At 41.0% G+C, this 18,722-nt stretch carries 19 protein-coding genes and 1 pseudogene; 5 read left to right on the forward strand and 15 right to left on the reverse strand.

The features are described from left to right. Positions 1 to 15: 15 nt before the first annotated feature. Positions 16 to 1,485, reverse strand: coding sequence for a beta-barrel assembly-enhancing protease (gene bepA, locus AAEZ00_RS10700; protein ID WP_101031913.1), 1,470 nt, complete (start codon positions 1,483 to 1,485; stop codon positions 16 to 18). 126 nt (positions 1,486 to 1,611) lie between these two features. Between bepA and AAEZ00_RS10705 the strand changes: the two genes are divergently transcribed. Both AAEZ00_RS10705 and AAEZ00_RS10710 read left to right on the forward strand, forming a co-directional pair. After that, positions 1,612 to 1,833 carry a sulfurtransferase TusA family protein gene (locus AAEZ00_RS10705; RefSeq protein WP_101031912.1) on the forward strand — a complete coding sequence of 74 codons (222 nt, stop codon included), beginning with the start codon at positions 1,612 to 1,614 and terminating at the stop codon, positions 1,831 to 1,833. A 25-nt stretch (positions 1,834 to 1,858) separates the two neighbouring features. Beyond that, entirely contained in the window at positions 1,859 to 2,941 is a 1,083-nt protein-coding gene (locus tag AAEZ00_RS10710) for an AI-2E family transporter (protein WP_101031911.1), read from the forward strand. Between the two features lie 180 nt (positions 2,942 to 3,121). Here the strand turns inward: AAEZ00_RS10710 and AAEZ00_RS10715 are convergent, their stop codons facing one another. From AAEZ00_RS10715 to AAEZ00_RS10775, 13 genes are all read right to left on the reverse strand, one after another. Beyond that, positions 3,122 to 3,379 carry a DUF2897 family protein gene (locus AAEZ00_RS10715; RefSeq protein ID WP_124011653.1) on the reverse strand — a complete coding sequence of 86 codons (258 nt, stop codon included), beginning with the start codon at positions 3,377 to 3,379 and terminating at the stop codon, positions 3,122 to 3,124. A 75-nt stretch (positions 3,380 to 3,454) separates the two neighbouring features. Continuing rightward, positions 3,455 to 4,192 carry an 8-amino-3,8-dideoxy-manno-octulosonate cytidylyltransferase KdsB gene (gene kdsB / locus AAEZ00_RS10720; RefSeq protein ID WP_124011652.1) on the reverse strand — a complete coding sequence of 246 codons (738 nt, stop codon included), beginning with the start codon at positions 4,190 to 4,192 and terminating at the stop codon, positions 3,455 to 3,457. An 88-nt stretch (positions 4,193 to 4,280) separates the two neighbouring features. Next, the gene (gene kdnB / locus AAEZ00_RS10725) at positions 4,281 to 5,351 is read right to left on the reverse strand and encodes a 3-deoxy-alpha-D-manno-octulosonate 8-oxidase KdnB (protein ID WP_351077307.1); all 1,071 of its coding nucleotides are present in this window, start codon (positions 5,349 to 5,351) and stop codon (positions 4,281 to 4,283) included. 71 nt (positions 5,352 to 5,422) lie between these two features. After that, positions 5,423 to 6,607: an 8-amino-3,8-dideoxy-alpha-D-manno-octulosonate transaminase KdnA gene (gene kdnA / locus AAEZ00_RS10730; protein ID WP_124011650.1), complete on the reverse strand. Its 1,185-nt coding sequence runs from the start codon at positions 6,605 to 6,607 to the stop codon at positions 5,423 to 5,425. Positions 6,608 to 6,778: 171 nt separating this feature from the next. Further along, the gene (can, locus tag AAEZ00_RS10735; RefSeq protein ID WP_101031906.1) at positions 6,779 to 7,393 is read right to left on the reverse strand and encodes a carbonate dehydratase; all 615 of its coding nucleotides are present in this window, start codon (positions 7,391 to 7,393) and stop codon (positions 6,779 to 6,781) included. 107 nt (positions 7,394 to 7,500) lie between these two features. Further along, the gene (locus tag AAEZ00_RS10740; protein WP_164839494.1) at positions 7,501 to 8,349 is read right to left on the reverse strand and encodes an alpha/beta fold hydrolase; all 849 of its coding nucleotides are present in this window, start codon (positions 8,347 to 8,349) and stop codon (positions 7,501 to 7,503) included. 35 nt (positions 8,350 to 8,384) lie between these two features. Continuing rightward, entirely contained in the window at positions 8,385 to 9,095 is a 711-nt protein-coding gene (locus AAEZ00_RS10745; RefSeq protein WP_124011648.1) for a M15 family metallopeptidase, read from the reverse strand. Then, the gene (gene dapE / locus AAEZ00_RS10750) at positions 9,086 to 10,219 is read right to left on the reverse strand and encodes a succinyl-diaminopimelate desuccinylase (RefSeq protein WP_124011647.1); all 1,134 of its coding nucleotides are present in this window, start codon (positions 10,217 to 10,219) and stop codon (positions 9,086 to 9,088) included. Before dapE ends, AAEZ00_RS10745 begins: the two co-directional genes overlap by 10 nt. Beyond that, entirely contained in the window at positions 10,219 to 10,560 is a 342-nt protein-coding gene (locus AAEZ00_RS10755) for an ArsC family reductase (RefSeq protein WP_124011646.1), read from the reverse strand. Before AAEZ00_RS10755 ends, dapE begins: the two co-directional genes overlap by 1 nt. Before the next feature lie 328 nt (positions 10,561 to 10,888). Next, entirely contained in the window at positions 10,889 to 11,398 is a 510-nt protein-coding gene (crr, locus tag AAEZ00_RS10760; RefSeq protein ID WP_124011645.1) for a PTS glucose transporter subunit IIA, read from the reverse strand. Positions 11,399 to 11,467: 69 nt separating this feature from the next. Further along, complete coding sequence (gene ptsP, locus AAEZ00_RS10765) at positions 11,468 to 13,201, reverse strand: phosphoenolpyruvate--protein phosphotransferase (RefSeq protein WP_124011644.1); 1,734 nt, start codon at positions 13,199 to 13,201, stop codon at positions 11,468 to 11,470. A gap of 91 nt (positions 13,202 to 13,292) precedes the next feature. Then, on the reverse strand, positions 13,293 to 13,550 hold the full coding sequence (locus AAEZ00_RS10770) for an HPr family phosphocarrier protein (RefSeq protein ID WP_101031899.1): 258 nt from the start codon (positions 13,548 to 13,550) through the stop codon (positions 13,293 to 13,295). A gap of 344 nt (positions 13,551 to 13,894) precedes the next feature. Continuing rightward, on the reverse strand, positions 13,895 to 15,511 hold the full coding sequence (locus AAEZ00_RS10775; RefSeq protein ID WP_124011643.1) for a methyl-accepting chemotaxis protein: 1,617 nt from the start codon (positions 15,509 to 15,511) through the stop codon (positions 13,895 to 13,897). A gap of 273 nt (positions 15,512 to 15,784) precedes the next feature. Here AAEZ00_RS10775 and AAEZ00_RS10780 point away from each other — a divergent pair, with 273 nt between their 5' ends. From AAEZ00_RS10780 to AAEZ00_RS10790, 3 genes and pseudogenes are all read left to right on the forward strand, one after another. After that, positions 15,785 to 16,495, forward strand: a complete 711-nt coding sequence (locus AAEZ00_RS10780; RefSeq protein ID WP_124011642.1) for a DUF3334 family protein — start codon at positions 15,785 to 15,787, stop codon at positions 16,493 to 16,495. Positions 16,496 to 16,643: 148 nt separating this feature from the next. Then, positions 16,644 to 16,799, forward strand: a pseudogene (locus AAEZ00_RS10785) (LacI family transcriptional regulator); the annotation flags it as partial. 227 nt (positions 16,800 to 17,026) lie between these two features. Next, positions 17,027 to 17,959 carry a DUF808 domain-containing protein gene (locus tag AAEZ00_RS10790; protein WP_101031896.1) on the forward strand — a complete coding sequence of 311 codons (933 nt, stop codon included), beginning with the start codon at positions 17,027 to 17,029 and terminating at the stop codon, positions 17,957 to 17,959. A gap of 103 nt (positions 17,960 to 18,062) precedes the next feature. Here the strand turns inward: AAEZ00_RS10790 and AAEZ00_RS10795 are convergent, their stop codons facing one another. Next, entirely contained in the window at positions 18,063 to 18,458 is a 396-nt protein-coding gene (locus tag AAEZ00_RS10795; RefSeq protein WP_124011641.1) for a DUF805 domain-containing protein, read from the reverse strand. Positions 18,459 to 18,722: the final 264 nt, after the last annotated feature.

Raw genomic sequence — 18,722 nt, forward strand, 5'->3', positions numbered from 1 at the left:
GTTAGATTATCGCAGCTATTTTAATGCCTCCATAGCTCTATCCGCTTGTCTAAACTGCCTTATTCTCGCTTCAATTCGCGCCAGTTGTAAGGTTTGGCCATCGGAATAGCGATAGGCATAATTGAGTTGGTCAATCGCACCTTTATAGTTCGCCGATAAGGCCATCAGTTCAGCATTGCTGTAATACTCAAGTGCTTTGTTGTCTAGCTTACGGTATGCATCAGCCATAATTTGATATGGCAACATGTTCTGTTTATCGAAAAATATCAGTTCTTCTAACAGCGGGATAGCTTTTTTAGGCTGATCTGCCTGAACATAAATATTGGCTAAGTTAGCGTTGACCACTTGTGAGGTCGGTTTTAATTTCCGTTGAGCTTCTAATAATGCTATCGCCCCCGCAAAATCTTTTTTCTGATCTAATAAGTCTGTTTTGGTGTCGATGTAAAACAGATTATTGTCATCTTGTTTAAGTAACCCATCAATAATGACTTCAGCTTGATCAAATTTCTCTAAACGGAAAAGTGCTAAGGCTTTGCCATAGAGTGCAGCCTCTTTAAAAGAGTATTCGTTCTTTTTTAGTTGTTGATCAAACAAAGATAACGCTGCATCATCACTAAAACTGGAAAAGCGTACTTGGATACGGGCTTTAGCTAACTGAAAGTTTAAACTATTAGGAACATTATGTTTAGGGTACTGAGCCGCGCGATTACGCGCCTCGGTAATACGTGATTCTGGTAACGGATGTGTCAGTAACATTTGCGGTGGCGTCGTGGTAAAGCGATAGCGAATAGCAAGTTGACCAAAAAATGTAGCGGCAGCATTGGGATCAAATCCAGCATCTACAAGAATTTGCATTCCAATACGGTCGGCTTCTTTTTCATGTAACCGAGTATAGTTAATTTTAGATTGTGTGGCTAATGCTTGAGTTGTTGCTAGCGCAGCCATACCGGCTTGAGGTGCGGCAATCGTTAATAAAATAGCCCCTAACATCCCCACAATAGTCGCCGTCGAACTCTTTTCTTGTGCTTCAAGTGAGCGAGCTAAATGTCGTTGGGTGACGTGAGAAATTTCGTGGGCTAATACCGATGCTAATTCACTTTCGGTATCGGCATTTAAAAATAATCCGCTATGTACTCCAACATGACCACCAAAAAAAGCAAAAGCGTTGATTTCATCATTGCGCAGTAAAAAAAAGTAAAAGGGTGTTTTTACTCCAGTGGCATTAGCAACCAGCTTATTTCCCAGTTCTGATAAATATTGATTCAGCACCGGGTCACTGAGCACGGGTGCCGAAGAACGTATAACGCGCATATAGGCATCACCGTAAACGGTTTCTTTTTCTAAACTAAAAGTATTGACCGCTGCGGTGCCAAGATCAGGAAGATCGTTATTGGCAAAGCTGTGGCCAATACTGGCAGCAAACAAAACGCTAATAGCACTAGCGGCCAGTGTTTTTGAAAAGGTCAATAATGATAATTTACGCAAACGGAACCTTTATGATGATTGAATCGAAAATTTAATCTTAACCAACAAGAATGCTTAATTTACATTGCTTGTGGTTTATTGTCCAAACTAGGATAATAGCCCTAGATTGTTTAAAGCAAGTTGATAATGATTTTAATTGATTTAACACCCTATGTTTGTCCTTATCCTTTGGTAAAAGTAAAACTTTTACTGAAGCAAATGGATCTGGATGAAAAATTACATGTACTCTTGTCTGACCCTGGTTCACGCCGAGATGTTCCCTTGTTGATAAAAAAAATGGGTTTTGGTATTGAAATCATTGCAGATCAATCGCATTGTTTGTCATTTATCATCACCAAAACAAATTGATATTGTTTATATAAAAGGTTTTTCAATGCTGGAATTTTTAACTGATTGGTACAAAACCCGTTTTAGTGATCCACAAGCCATAACGTTAATGTTTATCATTATTGGGATAGGTCTTGCATTGTACTTTGGTGCCGGATTACTTGCGCCCTTGCTCGTTGCTTTGGTGTTAGCCTTTTTGCTTGAGTGGCCGGTGGCACAAATGTCGCGGCTGAGGATCAGTCGAACCGCCGCCGCAACGATAGTGTTGGTGGTTTTTTTAAGTTTGATGCTCATTTTGATGTTAGGTTTGGTACCCAGTATTTGGCGTCAAGGGGTGTCATTGGTCACTGATTTACCCTCTATGATCGATAAGGGAATGCTAATCGTTAGAGAGTTTAGTGCAGATTATCCTAAATTTGTCAGTGCATCGCAACTTGATTCGATGATGGAAGAAATCAATAAAATGCTAGATACACAGCATCTTATTGATTTAGGTAAACAAATTCTGGGTTATTCTGCGTCATTACTAGTGTTAATGGTGTACGCCATTTTAGTGCCATTATTGGTTTTTTTCTTTTTAAAAGACAAAGACCTTTTGCTGAGAGGTAGCAAACGTTTCTTCCCTACTAACCGCGGTTTAGCGCGAAAAGTATGGTTTGAAATGGACCAACAAATCTTCAACTATATTCGTGGTAAAGTGATTGAAATTGTCATTGTAGGCGTAGCCAGCTATATCTTTTTTGCCATCATGGGGCTGCGTTATTCTACGTTACTAGGTGTGTTGACTGGATTGTCTGTATTGATCCCGTATGTTGGTGCCACGTTGGTTACATTACCAATTGCGTTAGTGGCTTTTTTTCAATGGGGTTTCAGTGCTGAATTTGGATACTTAATATTAGGCTATGGCATTATTCAGGCGTTAGACGGCAATGTGCTGGTACCGCTATTGTTTTCTGATGCAGTGGATTTACATCCGGTAGTGATTATTGCCGCTGTGTTGGTATTTGGTGGCTTATGGGGCGTGTGGGGAGTCTTTTTTGCCATACCGCTAGCGTCGTTAGTGAAAGCGGTGATAAATGCTTGGCCGAATAACCAAGAGCAACGACGAGTCAAGTTCGACTCTGAATAGCGCTTGCGAATGGGGGCATTAATCCTGATACAGTAGCCTAACCCGTTGTATAAAAATTAAAGCTAACCCTATTATGGTGTTAGCTTTTTTATTATGTGGTTTAGGTGTGAGATGTATAAGTGTTTATATGTACAATATGCTATTTGTACAGTGCTTGCTGAGGCATACGACAATCGGCCACTATAGTGTTTTGTCTTTACTGTCTTTACTGTCTTTACTGTCTTTACTGTCTTTACTGTCTTTGCCTTCTTTGGTAGAAGATTCTTTATCAAGTTCTTCTGAACTATTTTTTTGCTCAGGGTTAAGCTCTTTGCCTTTATGCTCACCAAATTGAGGCATTTTAAATTTGGCCGAATATTTCAACACTGCAATATTACTCGCGATAACACCTAGGACTAAAATGATAATTAGCCATACTTCATAGCCTTCTAAACTCATTGTAAACTCCTGTTTAATATTGATATTTTATAGCCTTGCTGTTAAGCCAGCGCAGGCTAGATCCATATCTATTGCTTAGTCGACGGCCAAACGTAGCTCACACTTGCGAATATCTTCTGGGGTATCAACTTCTGGTGAGTCAAATGCACTGATGGCGATTTTAATTTTGTAACCATATTCCAGTGCGCGTAACTGTTCTAATTTCTCGATGTCTTCAAGTTTACCTAAAGGCAACTTAGCAAAGGCATTCACAAAACGCTTAGTGTATGCATAAATACCTAAATGTTTGTAAACAGGGTAGTCGTTAGTATCTCGACCAAAAGGAATGCGGGCTCGTGAGAAATATAATGCATTATGGTGATTATCGAATACCATCTTAACGTGCAATGGATCGTCTAACTCACCTTTATCGACAATTTCAAAACCTAAGGTCGCCATGTCAAACTCATTAGGGTGACGTTCAAAAAGCGTAATGATTTGTTCAATTGATATTGGATCAATCAGCGGCTGATCGCCTTGCAAGTTAATCACTAAATCGTCATTACTAAGACCAAGTTGCTCGATGGCATCGTTAATACGGTCGGTACCTGAAGCCGCATCTGGGCTGGTCATTACCACTTTACCACCAAAAGATTCAACCGCGTCTTTGATCCGGTCGTCATCAGTAGCGACATAAATATTATCTACCCCTCTTGCTAATGAGGCTCGTTCATAAACGTGTTGGATCATGGGTTTACCATTAATCGGGGCGAGTGGTTTACCCGGGAAACGGCTTGAACCATAACGTGCAGGGATTAATAGAGTAACGTTCATTAATATGACCTACTTGTGGTTGTGACAATGGTGTAGACAATAAATAAAAGGGCTCATAAGAGCCCTTTATGACTAAATGTATCGTTTATTATATACGACGGAATAACGTCGTTAGCATTTCATCAGTAACTTTTTCTTCCCAGCCTTTACCGTACACATTGTCCCAAAGTGGGCCCATGCTCTTGGTGACGGCAACCATCTTAGCGATAGTTTCATCTGGTAAATCTTTACAGATATTTTTCGGCAGAGTGATGTTGTGAATTTTCATCATTTTACGGAACTCAGTCACGCCTTCAGGGTAGAACTCTTCTAACACATCAAAGGCTAAACAGTTACCAATACCATGGTGATAACCCAGCACATACCCGAGACCGTAAGATACAGCATGACATGCACCTACTTGGCTATAAGCAATGCTCATGCCGCCCATGTAAGATGCCATCATTAATTTGTCATCTTTTTCTGGGTGGTCGTTTAAGAACACTTGACGACATAAATCCATCGATTTTTCAGCGAAGGCTTTAGCAAACTCGTTAAGATAAGTACCTTGTAATGACTCTACGCAGTGGATAAAGCAATCCATACCGGTATAGAACCACTGATCTGTTGGAACCCCTGCAATTAATTCAGAGTCCATAATGATTTGATCAAATACGGTGTAATCAGAGTTTAACCCTAGCTTACGTACCGGTCCGCACAATACCGCAGTACGTGACGCTTCAGCACCAGTACCCGATACCGTTGGAATACCAATATGATGTATCGCAGGGTTTTTAATCAAATCCCAGCCTTGGTATTCAGAAGAACTACCAGGGTTAGTTAGCATTAACGATACCGCTTTAGCCAAATCCATGGTTGAACCGCCACCTAAACCGACGACGCTCACAGGTAATTGGCTGTTAAATGCTTTAACTTGTGCCGTTAAACCATCAACTTGTTCTGTGGTTGGCTCATCATCTACGTTAACGTAGATAACTAAGTCGTGTGCTTTAGTTGGCACGCGGTCAGCCAGTGGTTTGCCCTGGTGGACATCATCGACAAGAAAAACAACAAAATCGTTTACGTCTTGTCGTTCTTGACCTAATACAACATCAAGTTGTACAAATGAACCACGACCAAAGATCATTTTTGGTACACATTTAAAATTTTTAAAACTCATTACAAGTGTCTCCATTGAGATAAATTCTGTAAAAAGTGCTCTCAGCTATCACTGACCAAGAGACATTAATGCTAGGCGAAAGCACGTTTAATATTCTCAATACGCTCAGCAATTTGCTCATCGGTCCAAGATAATTTTATCAGCATCGAAATGGTGCGGCTGATGATAGCGTCAGACTTAGGCGTTAGCACCTTAGTGTAATCTGGGCGATCGGCTATTAACATAATGGGTAACGCAGCAGGAGCGTTAAGCTCTTGGATGTGCTTCCAATTTTTAAGATAATGCCAATTGTTAACATACCAGTAAAAACAACCATCAACTTTGTTGGCTGCGAGCTTTTTATTAATTTCTTGAGTGCGAGCTTCCGTTGGCATCATAAATGTTAAGAAGCCTGCTGAATCACCTTCTGGATCAGGAATTTCACGGAATGTAATTTCTGCGATAGAAGCCATAGCATCTTTGATGGTTTTCTTGTTTTTACGTTGAATAGCAATGATTTTATCAAGCTTACGTAACTGTGCTAAACCCATTGCCGCATTCATTTCAGAAATACGGAAATTCAACCCCATCATTGGGTGCGATTCTGCACCGCGATCATTGCCTACATGGTCATGACCGTGATCTGAAAACATATGTGAATGGTTATAAATCTCGCTGTTGTTGGTCACAATCGCGCCACCTTCACCACAGGTAATGGTTTTGACTGAGTCAAAAGAGTAACAACCCACATCACCAATTGTGCCTAATGCTTGGCCTTTATAACTGCCACCGATGGCTTGACACGCGTCTTCTAAAATCACCAAGTTATGCTTTTTACATACTGCTTTGATTTCGTCCATCTTAGCCATTGAACCACACATGTGAACCAGGTTAATCGCCTTGGTACGTGGTGTGATTGCCGCTTCAATACCTTCTGGAGATAAACACAATGTTTCATCAATTTCAGCAAAAATGGGTACAGCACCGGCCATAAACACGGCTTCAACAGAGGCGACAAAGGTAAATGGAGGAACAATGACTTCATCGCCAGCACCAATGCCCGCTGCTGCCATTGCCGTTTGTAATGCAGCGGTACCGCTTGATACTAGATGAGCGTGTTTAACGTTCATCTTTTCGCAAAGTAATTGCTCCATGTCGCGGGTTTTCCAGCGATCATTGCGCATATGGTCAAAATTGTAACGGAAGGTAAAACCGTTCTCCATCACGTCAGCAACTTCCTGCTTTTCTTCAGGACCAAATAATTCAAAACCAGGCATGGAAATCATCTCCTAAAAATTCTGCGCATAGTAGCGCTAAATAAACGGGATGATTATAACGTCCTTCAGTGGTGGTTCGCGACTTTTATTGCATATTTTTAATAACAATAAACAAAGGCCTACTAAATAAACGACCTATTGATAAAGTGTAAAAGCAGATAGAAGGAGCCGTTATGCGAAATTTCGGCCATGAAGACGGTCAATGGTCACGTCTAAATCGGTGAGTAATCCGTTATTAACCCCGTAAATCCAACCATGTACTGCTACATCCTGACCGCGATCCCATGCTTCTTGGACTATGTTGGTCGACACGACATTTGACACTTGTTCTATAACATTAAGTTCGCAAAGACGATCAAAACGCCGTTGCTCAGTCATGGGTTCAAGTTCTGCACAATGAAAACGATGAATATCACGCAAATGCCCAAGCCAATTGTCAATCAGCCCCAATCGCTCTTGATTCATTGCCGCACGCACACCACCGCAGCCATAATGCCCAACGACCATAATGTGCTTTACTTTCAGCACATCAACAGCGTATTGCAGCACCGATAAACAATTTAAATCAGTGTGGATCACCATATTAGCGATATTACGATGAACGAATACTTCACCCGGTAATAAGTCGATAATTTGATTAGAAGGCACTCGACTGTCAGAGCAACCAATCCACAGGTACTCAGGATTTTGTTGTTTTGCTAATTTTTCGAAAAAGGTGGGATCTTCTTTGTTGATCCGTTCAGCCCAACGGCGATTATTTTCAAATAAAGGTTGAAGAAGTTTCATTGGTGCTCAAATTAGGTCGTTTTCGCCGGTAACGCATTACAGACTATATGTCATTTGTCTCGATTATATCAGCAATATCGGTGGATCTGGTCTATCCATTTAAGTGATTAATTAAAATTAATTTTACTCAAAAAATCAATAAGATGCTGATTAAAAATAGTCGGTTTTTCGATGTTAGCTAAGTGACCCGTTTGTTCTATGTGGACTAATTGACTGCCATCGATGGAGTCATGCATTAAATAACTTTCCAGTGCGGTACGCAAATGGCCGCTTAATCCAACCGTCACTAATGTGGGTAATGTTAGCGATTCGACAAATTCGAGGGTATCGCGTTTAAAGATGGCCATGTTGGCAAATTTAAGTAACGCGGCAATTTGCGCGCTGGAATAAGTGGTTAATTCAGTGCTGAATTGCTCTATCTCGGCCGTAAGCGTGGCATCTTGGGTGATTAATTGCTCAATGTCTTTACTGAAAAATAAGCCGCTAATAGTCTGTGCAAGCTCCGATGATATTGCTTGTTTGTTGGCTATTTCAGCCATTAACCCTTGATATTTAATGCAATTGACTTGCGGTTCAAATCCAACAAAACTGTTTAACATCACCAGCCCATTAATACGAACTGGGGCATGTAAAATCAGTTCTGCCGCAATGGCGCCGCCACTGCCATGGCCTATGATGGCGGCCGAATGAATATTGAGCATATCCATTAGTGTTAATACATGTTGGGCCACATCTTGCAAATTTTGAGTCGTCTCTGGGATAGTCGTCGTTTGACCATGGCCCCAAAAGTCGATGGCGATACAACGATACTGTGTTGATAATTCATCGATCTGTGCTCGCCACATATGACTGTTTGCGAGTAAGCCATGACAAAAAATAACCACAGGTCCATGGCCTTCATCCGAGTAATACAGTGGCTGATTATCAATTATTTTATGGGGCATTAAAGTGGACATAACAGACTCATTCAAAGGGAACGTACGCACAGGCATTAAGCCGGAGAGGGCGCAACAAAAAAAACGTAATGATTAACTAACTCGGTTAGTCGTTCAAGTAATGATGATTTTAACGATATTTCTGCAGCAGACAACACTTTTGCTAATTCAACCGCGCTAAATTGCGCTAACAATTCATTAGCAACGGGGAAATAACTTATATGCCAAGGCTCTGGGCTAACACCGCTTAAATGAGGCTGATACGGGAAATAAAACCCAAATTGAGCAGCGTGTAAATTGAGCCACTGGTGCAATGGAGCACAAGGACCATTGCCTGAGTATTCTGCTGTGATTAATTGTAACGCTTGCTGGGTAATACTATTGGCATCATATACATCAATATCTGTACCCCAATGGTGCCTCGAGGCACCAGGTAATGCAGACCATATCAAAATAGTATCAATTAGTTGCTGTGGCGTGAGGGTAGTAAACTCTACGGGATTTGAGGTTTTATCGAGTAAAGGACGTTGGCCACAAGCTTTTGCATTCCAAATACTCAATTGGCGATCAAATGGTCGATATGCCGAGCATATTTGCAAATCAAACCCTGCCGCTGATGCCGCATTTTGCAGCTGGTTAAATGCAGCTGCAGTGCGCTGTTCCAGTAAATATTGCCCAATAGCAACTAGATTTTCATCATCTAAACCATAAAGTGACGCTTGCTCGCAAGCAATATCGACCAAGGGCTGCCGTGGACTTATTTGCACAGTAGTTTTTCCAAAATGCGTTCATAACAATTGGCCAATATCTCTAAGTCGGCCACATTTACGCATTCGTTGACCTTATGAATAGTGGCGTTTACGGGGCCTAATTCCAACACTTGTGCGCCCGTTGGGGCGATAAAACGTCCATCTGAAGTACCACCTGTGGTTTGTGGATCGGTTTGATAACCTGTGACTTCACGAATTGCCTCACGCGCAGCGTCAAGTAATGGACCGTCACCGGTTAAAAACGGTAAGCCATTAAAAATCCAGTTGATATCATAATCTAAGCCATGTGCATCAAGAATACTCACTACCCGTTGGATCAACTCTTCTGCGGTCACCTCAGTGGAGTAACGGAAGTTAAACATGACGGCTAGCTCACCTGGAACCACATTTGATGCGCCCGTACCGCCATTGATGTTAGCGATTTGAAAACTGGTGGGTGGGAAAAACTCATTGCCATTGTCCCAATGCATTTGTGCGAGTTCAGTTAGTGCAGGAACCGCTTTATGAATAGGATTATCGGCTAAATGTGGATAGGCTACATGACCTTGAATACCATTGACGGTTAAGTTGCCTGTTAAGCTGCCTCGGCGACCATTTTTGACCACATCACCCAATTTATGCGTTGAAGAGGGCTCGCCGACTAACGCCCAAGTCATTTTTTCATTACGGGCTTCGAGGGTATCAATCACGCGCGTAGTACCGTTAATAAACGGACCTTCTTCGTCACTGGTAATTAAATAAGCAATAGAGCCATTGTGATCTGGATGTTTGGCGATAAATCGTTCGGTAGCAATAATCATCGCCGCCAATGAGCCTTTCATGTCGGCAGCGCCGCGACCATGTAAATAATTATCAATAATGGTGGGTTCGAACGGTGGAGTGTGCCAACGATTGAGATCGCCTGTTGGTACCACGTCGGTATGGCCAGCAAAGCAAAAAACAGGGTCGCTATTGCCACGTCTTGCCCACATGTTAGTGGTGTCTTCAAATACCATTGGCTCAATGTTAAAGCCAATGGCGGCAAGACGATTGGCCATCAACGTTTGGCAACCTTCATCTAATGGCGTTACCGATGGGCGTGAAATCAGATCTTTTGCTAATTCAACTACGTCATTATTCATTATGCGAACCACATTTGATATTCTGCTGCTTTAAAGCCAATCAGCAATTTATCCTTGTTAACTAAAACTGGGCGCTTGATCAGCGTAGGGTGTTGCACCATCAATGCGATAGCCTTGTCTTGAGTGAGATCGTTTTTTTCGGCATCATTTAAGCCACGAAAACTGGTACTTCGTTTATTAAACAGGGTTTCCCAACCGACGATATTAGCCCACAGCGCTACCGTGGTTTCACTTAGACCGTCTTCCCGAAAATCGTGAAACGTGTAATCAATTTTTTCGGCTTCAAGCCATTTGCGCGCTTTACGAACAGTATCGCAATTTTTTATGCCGTATAAGGTCAAAAGAATACTCCATTAATGTCGATTGGATTGTAATAGTAAGGTTTGGCTTTCAAAATAAGCCTGAAAAGTGCCTTATGTAAGATGGATATCAGTGAATGCATTTAACAACATTGTGGCATTGTGAAGCGGCTTGAACAAGCCTAAGACGGCGTTTTGGGGCGATTTCATAATTTGCAACCTAGGCTAATTTAAGCGTGCGGTTGCATATTAATGTGTCGCTAACCATTAGCAATAACCATTAGCAATAACCATTAGCATTATCGGTTAACTATGGCAGTTAACTATGTCGGTGAACTATGTCGTTAAAATAGATCGGGCCAACATGATGTTACATTTGCACAGTAAAAATAATATCTTTACCGGCAATGACACTACCTTGGGCTTTATCTAATTGCTTAATATCTTCCATATTGGCCAACACCACAGGGGTCAATAGACTGTCGACTTTATCGCGCAAATAGGCCAGATCAAAAGCCAAAATGGCTTCACCTGCTTTGACTTGCTGACCTTCTTCGGCTAAACGTTTAAAACCATTACCCTTGAGCTCAACGGTGCCAACACCAAAGTGAACAAACAATTCTAGCCCCTGGGGTGACTCGATGCTGAACGCATGATTGGTTTCAAAAATTTTACCAATGGTGCCATCAATTGGGGCAACCATAAATTCGCCCTTAGGGTCGATAGCAATACCATCGCCAACAATTTTTTCAGCAAATACCACGTCGGGTACTTTTTCAATTGCAACAATATCACCCGATACTGGTGCATAAATAGCTATACCGCCCGTCAATGGTGGTTGGCCAGAAATCAATCGCCGTATTCGGCTTAAAAATCCCATAAGAACAAGCCCCTGTTAGTCATTTTTTTATGCGGTTAAGTGTAAACGGCTCTGCCAGCTTTACCTACTTTATTCGTGTGATTGGTCGCAATCGAGTGAAAAAGCGTTAATGGCTTCACGAATATCAGTAATGCGAGTTAACAAAGCGATGTGTTGTGCATGGTTAACAAAATGGGTGTAGTTACCTTCAATCAATGCCACTTTTACGTCTAATAAATTAGCAGGATTGATACTCAACTCATCAAGCCCAAGTCCTACCAATAAGGGCAGAACTTGTGGATCGCTGCCAAGTTCACCACACAATGAAACACTGACATGAGTGTGTTTACAGTGGGAAATCGTTAAGGCAATAAGTTGTATTACTGCCGGTGACAGTGGTGGGTATTGTTTAGCTAAATGCGGATTGGTGCGATCGGCCGCTAAGGTATATTGGGTTAAGTCATTGGTGCCGATACTGACAAAATCGAGTAATGGCAACATACTTGGCAGGTTCAGAACTGCTGCTGGGGTTTCAACCACAATGCCGTAGCTGAGAGCCCCAAAACCTTTTTCTTGCTCGTTCAACTCGGATTTAGCGCGTTCAATTAACAAAAAGGCGGCGTCAAGTTCTTCTACCTGGCTTACCATCGGAAACATTAATCGAACTTGGCCATGATTAGCGGCGCGAAGGGCGGCTTTCACTTGAGTAATAAAGGTCTCTGGGTGTGCCAAACTATAGCGAATGCCACGAATGCCAAGGGCAGGGTTATCTTCGTTGTTTTGAGGCAAGAAAGGAATTTCTTTATCGGCGCCAATATCAAACGTTCGAATGGTAAGCACTTCACCTTGTAAGCTATGAAGGGCATCGCAATAAAGTTTATATTGTTGATGTTCATCTGGCAGAGCTTTGGCATTCATCAGTAAAAATTCGGTACGAAATAAGCCAATACCTTGGGCTCCAACATCGGTGACATGAGATATTTCACTCAGGTTGCCCACATTGGCCAGCAAAGTGACCTTATGACCGTCGCGAGTTTGACTGGGTTTATCTTTATAAATCATCAATGCTTGGCGACGCAGCAATTCTTGTTGTTGTTTCTGCTTTAATTGATCAAAAACGTCAGCTGACGGGGCAACATGTAATTCACCTGACATACCATCTAAAATAAGCTGAGTGCCATCGTCAATGACGTCTTTGGTTTGTGAAAATTGATAATTGAGTAATGCAGGTATCCCTGCTGCCCGAGCCAAAATAGCAGTATGGCTTGTTAGACCTCCAGACTCTAGGATCAGCCCGGTGATGTGAGTTAGTGGCAATATGGCAAATTCTGCAGGGGTTAAATCATCAGCCAGTAATATGGTGTCTTCGGCAAGGGTCGATAAATCCCATTGTAAGTGCCCGTGCAACGCACTGGTTAAGCGCTTAGCCAAACACATAATATCAACACTGCGATTAGCCAAATAAGGGTCATCTAATGCCGACATTTCTGCTGCATGTTGATTAAAAATGCGATCAACAGCAACGGCGGCACCGACTTTAAATTGACGAATATGTTGATGAAGTTGCTGTTGTAGTTCCTCATCTTCAAGCAACATAATATCGCTATCAATAAGTTGGAAATTATCACCATCTGGGTACAGGTGATGTTGGCAGTGTTGTAAATGAGCAATAAGGTGATTAATGGCTTGTGTTAGCTGTTGTTGCTGCTGGTCAATTTGTTCAATAGAGAGAAGTTTAAAATCCAGTGGTGGCAGTTGAGTGGTGATAGTCAGTGCTTTACCAAAAGCGATGCCTGCAGATACTACTATTCCGTTGATTGACATATCGCTGTCCTATTAACTATGGTTGTCCTAATTAACTCTAATTAACTCTAATTAACTCTAATTAACTCTAATTAACTCTAATTAACTCTAATTAACTCAGAGTCATCAGCAGTGAGGCAATTTTGTCAACGGCTGCTTGGGCGTGTTCACCGGAAGCAAATACCGTCACTGACACACCTTGGTATAGACCTAATGTTTGTAACTTGAATAAACTTTTGGCGCTGGCCTGCTTACCATTGCATTCGACTATGACGTCGCAATCAAACTCTTTTGCCTCTTTAACCAGTAATGCCGCTGGGCGGGTATGAATACCGTGAGGAGCAACAATGGTGACCGTTTTTTGATACATAGACAACATACTCTGTAATGAATGACAACTAAATACTCATCGGATTAAATATCAATATTTCAATAAGCTAGTCGAAATATCCACTAGCTTATTGGTTAAATGATACCTTGTAGAACTCAGCTATTTAATCTAATAGGCATAATATACCCTAAAGTCATAATAGCTAAAAGCGATGTTCGACTCGAAATGAGCTGTGATGTTGATATAGACCATGGCTATAAGCCAATATTGTTTGTCGATAAGACGGCGAGGGTGAGGGTAGTAACATTAAGGCTTTCCATGCTGATGGGTATAATATCAACCGTGGAAAGCCTTTGTTTGTGTAATGAGTTGATCGAATTAAATTATATTTTAAATTGTCCTAGTGTCTGACTCATATCTACACTAATAGTTTGCAACGATTGTGCTGCCTGACTGTGGGTTTCGTTAGCTGTTAACGATAGTTCGGTGAGTTCAGAAATCGTACTGACATTAATGTTAATGTCTTCGGTGACGAGTGCTTGTTCTTCTGTGGCGCTGGCGAGTTGCGCTGTCATGCTACTAATATTTTCGATAAGCGCTAAAATTGCGATAATCGCATCACTTGATTGCACAGCTTTTGATTGCAGCTGAGCAGAATGTTGCTGTGTGTTAGTAATACTGTTAATAACCGATTGAATACCTGTCTGGATCTGGTTAATAATTTTATTGATTTCATTGGTTGAAGACTGAGTCCTGTTTGCCAACGCACGCACTTCATCAGCGACTACAGCAAAACCTCGGCCATGTTCACCTGCGCGTGCAGCTTCAATGGCGGCATTCAGTGCAAGTAGATTAGTTTGATCTGCAATGCTACCTATCACGTCAAGGATGCTGCCAATCTCAGCAGATGATTGACTGAGGGTTAACGACACCGTTTCTGCTTGTTGTAGCTCACCGACTAAACTTTCTGTCTGTTCAACTGTTTGTTGCATCAATTGTTGATTTTGTTCGGCTTGATGTTTCACATTGCTGGCACCGTCTGCCGCATCTTGAGTGTTTCGAGCCATTTCTTGGCTCGTCGATAGCATTTGGTTAATCGCAGCGGCGACACTTTGAGTTTCGCTGTGCACTTGGTTCGCGCTTTGATTCGATAATTTTACAGTATCTAATAAATGCACAGCTTCATTATTTAAGGTATGCCCAAGAGGTTGTAAATTAGCAACCATATTAGCTATTTTAATCACAAATTGATTGAACGCATCGGCTAGTTTGGCGACTTCATCATTGCCTTCTGTCGACAAGCGTTGAGTCAAATCGCCTTCACCTTTGGCGATTTGTTCCATCGCGTCGATTGTGACGTTAAGAGGTTGGGTAATGGAATGATTAAGCAATAAAAAGAACGCAAAAATAGGCACTGCAATCATCATCATAATAATGAAATAGTCAATAATGATACCTGTCATACTGTTATTGACATCGTTGACGTTTGCTTGGGTGATTAGCGTTAATTCAAGTTTTGGATAATATTGTGCTGCGGCAAGTACCGTTTGCGGTTGATTTTGTTGATCGACAACCGCAAACTTTGCTTGGGCTGTTTGGTGTTGTTTTGCCGTGGTGATTAGCTGTTGATAAGGCGTTGAAGCATCATTTGCCGCCAAGTTGTTGATGGATTTACTGATTGATCTTGGGTTTAGTGGATTAACAATAATATTATTTTGATTATCGACAACAATAAACGCTTGATGCTCAGAGACCTTAATGTCACTAACAAACTGGCTTAATAATTCGACCGTTGCATCAGGATTAACAAGCTTAAAGGCATCAAGCGTGCTACTTAATTGGTTGACTTGTCCGGTGAGCTGTTTGAACTTTTGCTCTATTAAATGATTGTATTGTTCATTAATGGAAAAAGAACCGAAAACCACTGTACCTAAAGCGGCTAAAGCTAACATAATAAATAATCGCTTTAAAATGGTTAGGCGTCTCAATAATCTAATCATTATCAGTCCTATTTTAAACTATCAATACAAAGTAATGGGATTATAATGAAAATATTAAAAAAAATAAGCGTAAAAGATTGTTTTTGTGAACAAACTGCATATTTTATATTTGTAAGCATAAGGTAGTGAATTGGTTAAAGCTGTTTTTTATCAACTGGTTAGTTGAATATTAACGTTGTTTGGTTAATTAATGTGCTAAGCAATTGTTTTAATTTTGATTTTTTTACGGTTTACCCGCAAGATTAGTGTAATTAACGAAAAGGTATTAATGCTATGAATTCATCTTCTATCGTCAACAATGACGATATTCTACTTAAGCTTTGTCATTCAGTGTCTCATGTTCTTTCTAGCACGAGTGCTAGCCAAATTAGTCATGCTGGGATGATTCAAAGTATTTCTCGCACCCGCTTAAAACCTGATTTGGGTTGTTTCTCTATTTTCGATGGTGGTTTTTCTGGCTTGGTTGTGATCAACTTTTCTGCGGCAGCGGCTATTGAAATTTATCGCCGTTATATGCTCAACATGGGAATGCCTGAAACGGAATTAGCGTTTTCACATACTTCTGATGATGTGAGCAATGTAATGGGCGAATTAATGAACCAGATTTTGGGTGATTTTATTGGTAAAATATCAAAAGAATTACAAACATCCATTAGCCAAAGTCAGCCTAAAATGTTGACGATTAATAAAGAATTAACGATTTCAGTCGATACTAACCTCGATAACGCCGTCGCGAGAAGAGTGTCGTTTAGGACTGAAAATAACCATATTTTTTATCTTGAATTTGCCATGGATAAAACAGAGTTTCTTCGATCTGCAGACTTTGAAATGAATGAGGAATTTGATCTTGACTCATTAATCGAAACTCACGGTCAAAAAGCGCAAGCTAAATCAGATAAATCACAAGATGTACTCAATGATCCCAATGTAAAAGGCCTTGTTGTCGACGATGCTGATGACTTACTCAGCGAGCTTGGGTTATAACGTCAGGGATATAATGAAAACAACCATGTTAAGTTATTTATCTTGGTTGTTTTGTTTACCAAAATGCACTATTCATAGAAGGTTAGCTATAAAAATGGCATTTAAAGCCACTTCTATTGATATAACTTACTGTGATGGCGTGTTTTAGTTGACCGTGTCTGGTGCGTTAATGAATAGTCCATTGGTAAATTTAGACACGCGTCAGCCATTTCAAGCTATTGCCAAAGAGCTTAATGCTAACGTTGATAAAAATGCCAGTAACTTAAGTACTCAAAATAGGCATATATTAGCCTTATTAACTTGTGGTTAAGAGGCCTGTCAGCGATTAATCAAAAACCATTTAGTGTTACATAGCTCTTGTGGTGTGATGGTAGAAGACGACTCACTGACTTAACGTGTACTGAGTAGTATTTTGAGTATCAACACTAGGTCAATATCACGGGTTTAAGTGTTCCCATGTGTTTACTCTAAACGATGTATGACATAAGTAAAAATCAACCAACTGATTGATTTAAAAGGATAAGTCTTTTTATGGCAGGTGCCAGTTTATTAACCCTATTAGATGATATTGCCACTATTTTGGATGATGTAGCGGCAATGAGCAAAGTGGCGGCACGCAAAACCGCTGGTGTTCTGGGTGATGATTTAGCGTTAAATGCGCAGCAAGTATCGGGTGTTGCCTCTGAGCGAGAGCTTCCTGTCGTGTTTGCCGTCGCCATGGGGTCGTTTCGCAATAAAGTCATTTTGGTGCCGATGGCCATGCTGATCAGTGCGTTTATTCCATGGGCTATTACTCCTTTATTGATGTTTGGTGGTTTGTTTTTATGTTATGAGGGCTTTGAAAAGGTCTATCATTCACTAACACATAAGCGTGTACCAGTGGTCGATGACGATGCGGTGGTTGCCAAAGCAAAAGCTGATATCGAAGACTTAGCAGCATTCGAAAAAGAAAAAATAAAAGGGGCGATTCGCACCGACTTTGTCTTATCCGCTGAAATTATCGCAATTAGTTTAGGTGTTGCTGCACACATGGACCTAATGGGGCAATTTTTAACCTTATGCGTTATTGCCATTGTGATTACGATAGGCGTATACGGCCTAGTGGCAGGGATTGTTAAAATTGATGACCTTGGTTTGTATCTTGCTCAACGTAAGCCCAGTGGAATAGGGCATAAATTGGGATTAGGATTAGTATCTGCAGCCCCTTACTTAATGAAAATTCTCACATTTGTCGGTACTATTGCCATGTTTATGGTTGGTGGCGGTATTTTAACTCACGGTATTCATCTGGTATCTGAATGGATTGCGCATGCAGAAACGCTGGTAAGCCAAGTGAGTGTTGTAGGTGGCTTTTTAGGGTTATTAACCCCAAGCGTGTTGAATGCACTATTTGGTGTTGTTGCTGGTGGTTTAGCGGTATTAGTGATCAATGGTGTGACTAAGCTAATGCCCTCTAAAACCTAGTTTTATAGTGATAAAGCTGGCTGCAGATACGAAAAGAGCATAGTCAATGACCATGCTCTTTTTTAATGAGTGATGCTAATCTCTGTTAGTGAATCACTTAAGATTAAACGGCTAAGTCATCACTCTCACCAAGGTTTGGTTCTGCTTTTGGATTCGGGCCGTATTCGTTATCATCTTTACTGTTAAAGCACATCACGACGAGCAGAATTAATGCACCAAGCAGCGGGATAAACATTAATAATAACCACCAACCAGAATGGTCAGTATCGTGAAGACGACGAACACTCACTGCGATGCTTGGAATGACGATGGCGAGTGAATAAATAGAACTCAATAATCCAGCACCATAAAGTTCACTGTATAAGCCCACACCCATATCCAATAAGGTCAGCACAATACTAATGATCATGCTGATCAGTGCAAACATCCAGTATTCTTTACGACGTGCTCGGCCGCTAAAATCGAAATACTGTTTTAAAACCTTTACATACCAATCCATTCGTTATTCCTTAACGTTAATTTTTTTTAATCTAGTGCATTTGTAACAAAACAGCCTTGAATTAACAAGATTTTATTTTATTTAAGCCTAAACATTAATGCCGATTTGATCAACAACGGCATTATGGTACAAGCTGATAAAAAGGTTGTTAACGTGGCTGATCACTTGGCTATCTCAAGGGATAATAAACCCTTATCAAACTCGCTACTTGCGTGGAATTTTCAAGCAATAAATAAACCATAACCTTCATTACGCTAAAGATTA

The sequence above is a fragment of the Shewanella sp. S1-49-MNA-CIBAN-0167 genome, assembly GCF_040310145.1.
In the GTDB taxonomy this organism is placed as follows: domain Bacteria; phylum Pseudomonadota; class Gammaproteobacteria; order Enterobacterales; family Shewanellaceae; genus Shewanella; species Shewanella psychromarinicola.

What these genes read in the sequence shown, in the direction of transcription:
- AAEZ00_RS10705 (WP_101031912.1), top strand. Translation starts at nt 1,612, where the DNA reads ATGATTTTAATTGATTTAACACCCTATGTTTGTCCTTATCCTTTGGTA.
- AAEZ00_RS10710 (WP_101031911.1), top strand. Translation starts at nt 1,859, where the DNA reads ATGCTGGAATTTTTAACTGATTGGTACAAAACCCGTTTTAGTGATCCA.
- AAEZ00_RS10715 (WP_124011653.1), bottom strand. Translation starts at nt 3,379, where the DNA reads ATGAGTTTAGAAGGCTATGAAGTATGGCTAATTATCATTTTAGTCCTA.
- kdsB (WP_124011652.1), bottom strand. Translation starts at nt 4,192, where the DNA reads ATGAACGTTACTCTATTAATCCCTGCACGTTATGGTTCAAGCCGTTTC.
- kdnB (WP_351077307.1), bottom strand. Translation starts at nt 5,351, where the DNA reads ATGAGTTTTAAAAATTTTAAATGTGTACCAAAAATGATCTTTGGTCGT.
- kdnA (WP_124011650.1), bottom strand. Translation starts at nt 6,607, where the DNA reads ATGCCTGGTTTTGAATTATTTGGTCCTGAAGAAAAGCAGGAAGTTGCT.
- can (WP_101031906.1), bottom strand. Translation starts at nt 7,393, where the DNA reads ATGAAACTTCTTCAACCTTTATTTGAAAATAATCGCCGTTGGGCTGAA.
- AAEZ00_RS10740 (WP_164839494.1), bottom strand. Translation starts at nt 8,349, where the DNA reads ATGTCCACTTTAATGCCCCATAAAATAATTGATAATCAGCCACTGTAT.
- dapE (WP_124011647.1), bottom strand. Translation starts at nt 10,219, where the DNA reads ATGAATAATGACGTAGTTGAATTAGCAAAAGATCTGATTTCACGCCCA.
- crr (WP_124011645.1), bottom strand. Translation starts at nt 11,398, where the DNA reads ATGGGATTTTTAAGCCGAATACGGCGATTGATTTCTGGCCAACCACCA.
- ptsP (WP_124011644.1), bottom strand. Translation starts at nt 13,201, where the DNA reads ATGTCAATCAACGGAATAGTAGTATCTGCAGGCATCGCTTTTGGTAAA.
- AAEZ00_RS10770 (WP_101031899.1), bottom strand. Translation starts at nt 13,550, where the DNA reads ATGTATCAAAAAACGGTCACCATTGTTGCTCCTCACGGTATTCATACC.
- AAEZ00_RS10775 (WP_124011643.1), bottom strand. Translation starts at nt 15,511, where the DNA reads ATGATTAGATTATTGAGACGCCTAACCATTTTAAAGCGATTATTTATT.
- AAEZ00_RS10780 (WP_124011642.1), top strand. Translation starts at nt 15,785, where the DNA reads ATGAATTCATCTTCTATCGTCAACAATGACGATATTCTACTTAAGCTT.
- AAEZ00_RS10790 (WP_101031896.1), top strand. Translation starts at nt 17,027, where the DNA reads ATGGCAGGTGCCAGTTTATTAACCCTATTAGATGATATTGCCACTATT.
- AAEZ00_RS10795 (WP_124011641.1), bottom strand. Translation starts at nt 18,458, where the DNA reads ATGGATTGGTATGTAAAGGTTTTAAAACAGTATTTCGATTTTAGCGGC.